General features: G+C 53.8%; 4 protein-coding genes and 1 pseudogene. 3 read left to right on the plus strand and 2 right to left on the minus strand.

The features are described 5' to 3' along the window. Nucleotides 1-11: 11 nt before the first annotated feature. Nucleotides 12-782, minus strand: a complete 771-nt coding sequence (locus tag ABWP27_RS12185; protein ID WP_353157207.1) for a TerC family protein — start codon at nt 780-782, stop codon at nt 12-14. 569 nt (nt 783-1,351) lie between these two features. Next, nucleotides 1,352-2,266 carry an SDR family oxidoreductase gene (locus ABWP27_RS12190; RefSeq protein ID WP_353157209.1) on the minus strand — a complete coding sequence of 305 codons (915 nt, stop codon included), beginning with the start codon at nt 2,264-2,266 and terminating at the stop codon, nt 1,352-1,354. Between the two features lie 12 nt (nt 2,267-2,278). On the opposite strand from ABWP27_RS12190, the gene ABWP27_RS12195 reads away from it, so the two are divergent. The 3 genes and pseudogenes from ABWP27_RS12195 to ABWP27_RS12205 form a co-directional block, all read left to right on the plus strand. Next, a complete protein-coding gene (locus ABWP27_RS12195; RefSeq protein WP_353157212.1) occupies nt 2,279-3,307 on the plus strand; it encodes a CDP-6-deoxy-delta-3,4-glucoseen reductase in 1,029 nt (342 codons plus the stop codon). 255 nt (nt 3,308-3,562) lie between these two features. After that, nucleotides 3,563-4,765 (plus strand): acetylornithine transaminase, encoded by a 1,203-nt coding sequence (locus ABWP27_RS12200; RefSeq protein WP_353157214.1) that lies wholly within the window; start codon nt 3,563-3,565, stop codon nt 4,763-4,765. A gap of 14 nt (nt 4,766-4,779) precedes the next feature. Next, nucleotides 4,780-4,997: pseudogene (locus ABWP27_RS12205) on the plus strand (C40 family peptidase); the annotation flags it as partial.

Genomic DNA, 4,997 nt, shown 5'->3' on the forward strand with positions numbered 1-4,997 from the left:
TCACATCCCGCTTATGCCGTTACGTTGCGACCACCAACTTCAGGCAAATCGCATGCTTCCATGTGATGATTTTTGCGCATACGGATGTTGAACAGTTCAACGATCAGCGAGAAGCCCATTGCGCCGTAGATGTAGCCTTTCGGAATATGGATCTCGAAGCTCTCAGCGACAAGTACCGCACCGACGATCACCAGGAAACAGAGTGCCAGCATCTTGATGCTTGGGAACGCGGTGACAAAGTCGCCAATCGCTTTTGCCGCAAACATCATCACGCCGACTGCGATCACGATGGCAATAATCATGATTTCCACTTCCTTGACCATGCCCACTGCGGTAATGACCGAATCCAGCGAGAACACGATATCAATCACGGCGATTTGCGCCAAAGTCATCATGAAGCTGGATTTCTTGCCCACAGCTTCTTCATGCTCTTCTTCACCGCCAGCCATCAATTCCTTGATTTCCGCCGATGCCTTGTACAGCAGGAACAGGCCACCGAAGAACAGAATCAAGTCACGCCCCGAGAAACCCATATCGCCAAGGCTGAAGATCGGCTCGACCAGACCCATCATCCACGACAGGCTCAGCAACAGCAGGATACGTGTGAACATCGCCAGGCCCAGACCGATGATGCGGCCCTTTTGCTGCTGATGCTTCGGCAGGCGATCTACCAGAACAGTAATGAAAATGATGTTATCGATGCCCAGCACAATCTCCAGCATCGCCAGCGTTGCCAGTGCTATCCATGCTTCCGGCGTGGTAAATACTTGTAGGAATTCCATGTTTATCTCGAATAGTTGGTTAATGACCGACGGTGCACGTCGCGCCAAATGTATTTGATTGGATCGCCGTCTCTTTGCGGTCAAATCAAATGCGCTGCTTATTTCTTTCTGCTAATGCCAATTGCCTATCGCTCAGGTCTGAATGAAGCGGCCATTGCCATTTGTTTCATGCTTGAAAATACTTTTTTATGAACAACCAGCCCAACAGTCCTACATTTCAGTCCCCTTTAAATTCTATGGATCAACTGCTTTTCGGCAATGCTGAGACTTTAACGAAATTCTAACAGAGTGAAAAATCGAATTTAGCGTTATTTTTATACGTAAAAACCGAACTATTTTAATTAAATTTATATAAAAACAGATATATAACCATCTTTTTACTGGGAGTCAAACCCAGTAAAAACCGTTATTCATATAGGTAAAGTAAGATATTTAAGGAAAAAATGAAACGATTACGGCTTGGGGCGGGATGAAAATATTTGAATATCGCTGCGCGATACCATACGCAGGATTTTTGTCATGAAAATGACGGAAAGCGTTATTTTTTCTTAACGAATTCTTTATATTTATTATTTCAATGACAAGTCGGCAACTTGTTTCAGTGCATGTGCCACTGTGGGATGCCTGAGCCGTATGCCCAATTCCGCTTTCATGCGCTGATTGCTCATGCGACGCGATTCCGCCATGAAGGAGAGCATCATCGGCGACACTGCATGCTGCAATTTTTCGCGCGTCAGGCGCGGCGGCCGTTCCAGCGCAAAGGCATCGGCCACGGCATCGAAGTAGGCACCCATCTTCATTTCGCTATCATCAACTGCGTGATACACCCGGCCAGGCTGGGCGCGAAACAGCGCCAGCGCAATCGCCTGCGCCAGGTCATCGGCATGGATATGATTGGTGTAGACATCCTCATCCGCCACCAGCGCCGGCAAACCCTTTTGCAAACGTTCCAGCGGCAGGCGATCGGCGGCGTAAATACCCGGCACGCGCAAAATACCCAGACGCGATTGAGAACGCCGTGCCCAGTTGCGCAAAACCTGTTCGGCATCGACCCGCCGTGTTGCCCGCAGGTTACGTGGCTGCACAGTGCGCGTCTCATCTATCCATGCGCCGCCGCAATCGCCGTACACGCCAGACGTGCTGACATAAACCAGCGTCGCATGGTCGGGTAAAATGGAGGTCAGATTGCGGGTACGGCGATCAAGGCTGCCATCCGATTGCGGTGGGGCAAGATGAATGATGTTTTGCGCCAGCCTTGCCAGACGCGCCAGCGTAGCCGGCTGATCCAGATTCGCAATAATCGGAATTGCGCCTGCAGCACGCAACTCTTCCTGTCGTGAGGCCTGTGTAGTCACCGCAAAAATGCGGAAACGCGCGCGCAACAGCGGCAACAGGCGCATGCCTACATCGCCACACCCCAGGATGAGCAAACGCGGCTTGCCGAATTTGCCGGAAAGATTTTTGTTTGTTGTTTTAATTTTCATTAACAGGATTGTATGACGTTCCAAGTAACCGTTCAGCCGAGTGGTCGGCAATTCAGCTGCGAGGCAGATGAAACCATTTTGAGCGCGGCGATTCGCGCTGGCGTCGGCCTGCCTTACGGCTGCAAAAACGGCGCCTGCGGCAGTTGCAGGGGCATGGTCTTGTCCGGCGACGTCACGCATGGCGCCCATCAGGCAAGAGCGTTGCCGCCTGCTGATGAGGAGAAAGGATTTTCGCTATTCTGTTGCGCACGGCCGCACAGCGATGTCGTGATTGAAGCGCGCGAAGTGCTCGGCACAGGCGAATTCCCCATCAAGAAACTACCGTCGCGTATTGCCAGACTGGAACGCGTCGGCGATGACGTGATGACGATTGCCCTGCAATTGCCCGCCAGCGAAAAACTGCAATACCGCGCCGGCCAATATATCGAGTTCATGCTCAAGGATGGCAAGCGGCGCAGCTACAGCCTGGCCAATGCGCCACACGTGGGCGAACACGTCACGTTGCACATACGTCATATGCCGGGCGGCTTATTCACCGATCAGGTATTCACCACGATGAAGGAGCGCGACATTCTGCGCTTCGAGGGCCCGCTGGGAACCTTCTTCCTGCGTGAAGACTCGGATAAGCCGATGGTGTTGCTGGCATCAGGCACCGGCTTCGCGCCGATCAAGGCCATCGTCGAACAAGCCGTGCATATCAAGAGCCAGCGTCCGATAATGCTGTACTGGGGCGGCCGCCGCCCGAAAGATCTGTACATGCATGCGCTGTGCGAAGAGTGGGCACGCACCGTACCGAACTTCAGCTATATCCCTGTCATATCGAACGCCACTCAGGACGATCGCTGGCATGGGCGAACCGGTTTTGTACATCAGGCAGTGATGAACGATCTGCCCGACCTGTCGAATTATCAGGTCTATGCCTGCGGTGCACCGGCGATGGTCGATGCAGCACGGACGGATTTCGGTGCAAGCTGCCGTTTGCCTGAAGAAGAGTTTTACGCCGATGCCTTTACTTCGGAAGCCGATCTGGCCATGGAATAAAACATCGGAGACGACGCGCCACAGCGGGAAAAACGTTTTGACGCACTGCGCAAAACGACTTAATATTCTTCACATGAAGATGAACACCTCACTCTTGCGACGTCGCACCCCCGCTGCCTCAGCAGGGATTGCCGTGCGTGTAAGCGTGTAGTTTTTAAATTCGCGCTCAACTAGCCACAGGCAAATCCTGTGGCTTTTTTTTCGTATTTTTGTACCAGACATCTTTTACATTATTTGCACTCAGGAGTAGCCGAAATGGAATTCAGCCAGTACCCAGTCAACGCCCTGCTCTATATCACCAACCGTCCGGAACTGGTTTTTACCGAAGGCGACGGCATGTGGCTGACCGACCATAACGGCAAACGCTATCTCGACTATCTGCAAGGCTGGGCCGTCAACTGCCTCGGCCATTCGCCGCAATGCATACAGGATGCGCTCGCAGCCCAGTCGAAAAAACTGATCAATCCATCGCCGGCGTTTTACAACGAACCATCGATCGCACTGGCTGCCTTGTTGACCGGGAACTCCTGCTTCGATCGCGTCTTCTTCGCCAATAGCGGCGCGGAAGCCAACGAGAGCGCGATCAAACTCGCGCGCAAATGGGGCAAGCTCAACAAGAATGCCGCCGGCGAAAATCGCTACGAAATCATCACCTTCGATCACAGCTTCCACGGTCGCACCCTGGCCACCATGTCGGCCAGCGGCAAAGCCGGCTGGGACACGATCTATGCACCGCAAGTGCCGGGTTTCTTCAAGGCAGACCTGAACGATCTCGACAGCGTCAAGAAACTCATTACCGACAAAACCGTGGCAGTGATGCTGGAACCGGTGCAAGGCGAAGGCGGCGTACTGCCGGCCTCGCGCGAATTCATGCAGGGCTTGCGCGCACTGACCAAGGAACACGGCATATTGCTGATCGTCGATGAAGTACAAACCGGCATGGGTCGCTGCGGTGAGTTGTTTGCCTATCAGTTGTCCAGCATCGAACCGGACATCATGACGCTGGGCAAAGGCATAGGCGGCGGCGTACCGCTGGCCGCGATGCTGTGTCGCGAAGAAATCGCCTGCTTTGAACCAGGCGATCAGGGCGGCACCTACAACGGCAATCCGTTGATGACGGCGGTCGGTATTGCCGTTGCCCAGGCCTTGCTGGCACCCGGCTTCATGCAATCGGTCAAGGACAAAGGCGAATATCTGAGCAAAGCCTTGCTGAAGCTCACCGAGCAGCACGGACTTGAAGGCGAACGCGGCGACGGTTTGCTGCGCGCGTTGAAACTGGGTTCCGACATCGGCCCGCAGATCGTTGAAATGGCACGCGACATGGGTCCGGTCGGCTTGCTGCTGAACTCGCCACGCGCCAACCTGCTGCGCTTTATGCCGGCACTGAACGTGACGATAGAAGAGATCGATCAAATGATCGCGATGCTGTCCGATGTCCTGACGCAATTGAAGCGTTGAGCAGACTAATGCTGATGCGAACCAAATCCAAGGCAAGCAGTTTGCGCGGAATTTTTCTCGCGCTGCTTGCCGCATCAGTCCTCGCAGCCTGCGGCACGTCCACACCAGTGAAACGGCAAGGCGCGCAGGCAATTCTGTATGAACCGCAACCGGTCAGCGAAAAAGGCAACGAGGTCGCGCTCTATGCGATGGGCATGATAGACACCGGTTACCAGTTCGGCGGCAAGAATCC

The sequence above is a fragment of the Herminiimonas fonticola genome (assembly GCF_040395855.1).
GTDB classification, from domain to species: Bacteria; Pseudomonadota; Gammaproteobacteria; order Burkholderiales; family Burkholderiaceae_D; genus Oxalicibacterium; species Oxalicibacterium fonticola_A.

Coding starts and splice junctions, on each gene's coding strand:
- ABWP27_RS12185 (WP_353157207.1), bottom strand. CDS start 782: ATGGAATTCCTACAAGTATTTACCACGCCGGAAGCATGGATAGCACTG.
- ABWP27_RS12190 (WP_353157209.1), bottom strand. CDS start 2,266: ATGAAAATTAAAACAACAAACAAAAATCTTTCCGGCAAATTCGGCAAG.
- ABWP27_RS12195 (WP_353157212.1), top strand. CDS start 2,279: ATGACGTTCCAAGTAACCGTTCAGCCGAGTGGTCGGCAATTCAGCTGC.
- ABWP27_RS12200 (WP_353157214.1), top strand. CDS start 3,563: ATGGAATTCAGCCAGTACCCAGTCAACGCCCTGCTCTATATCACCAAC.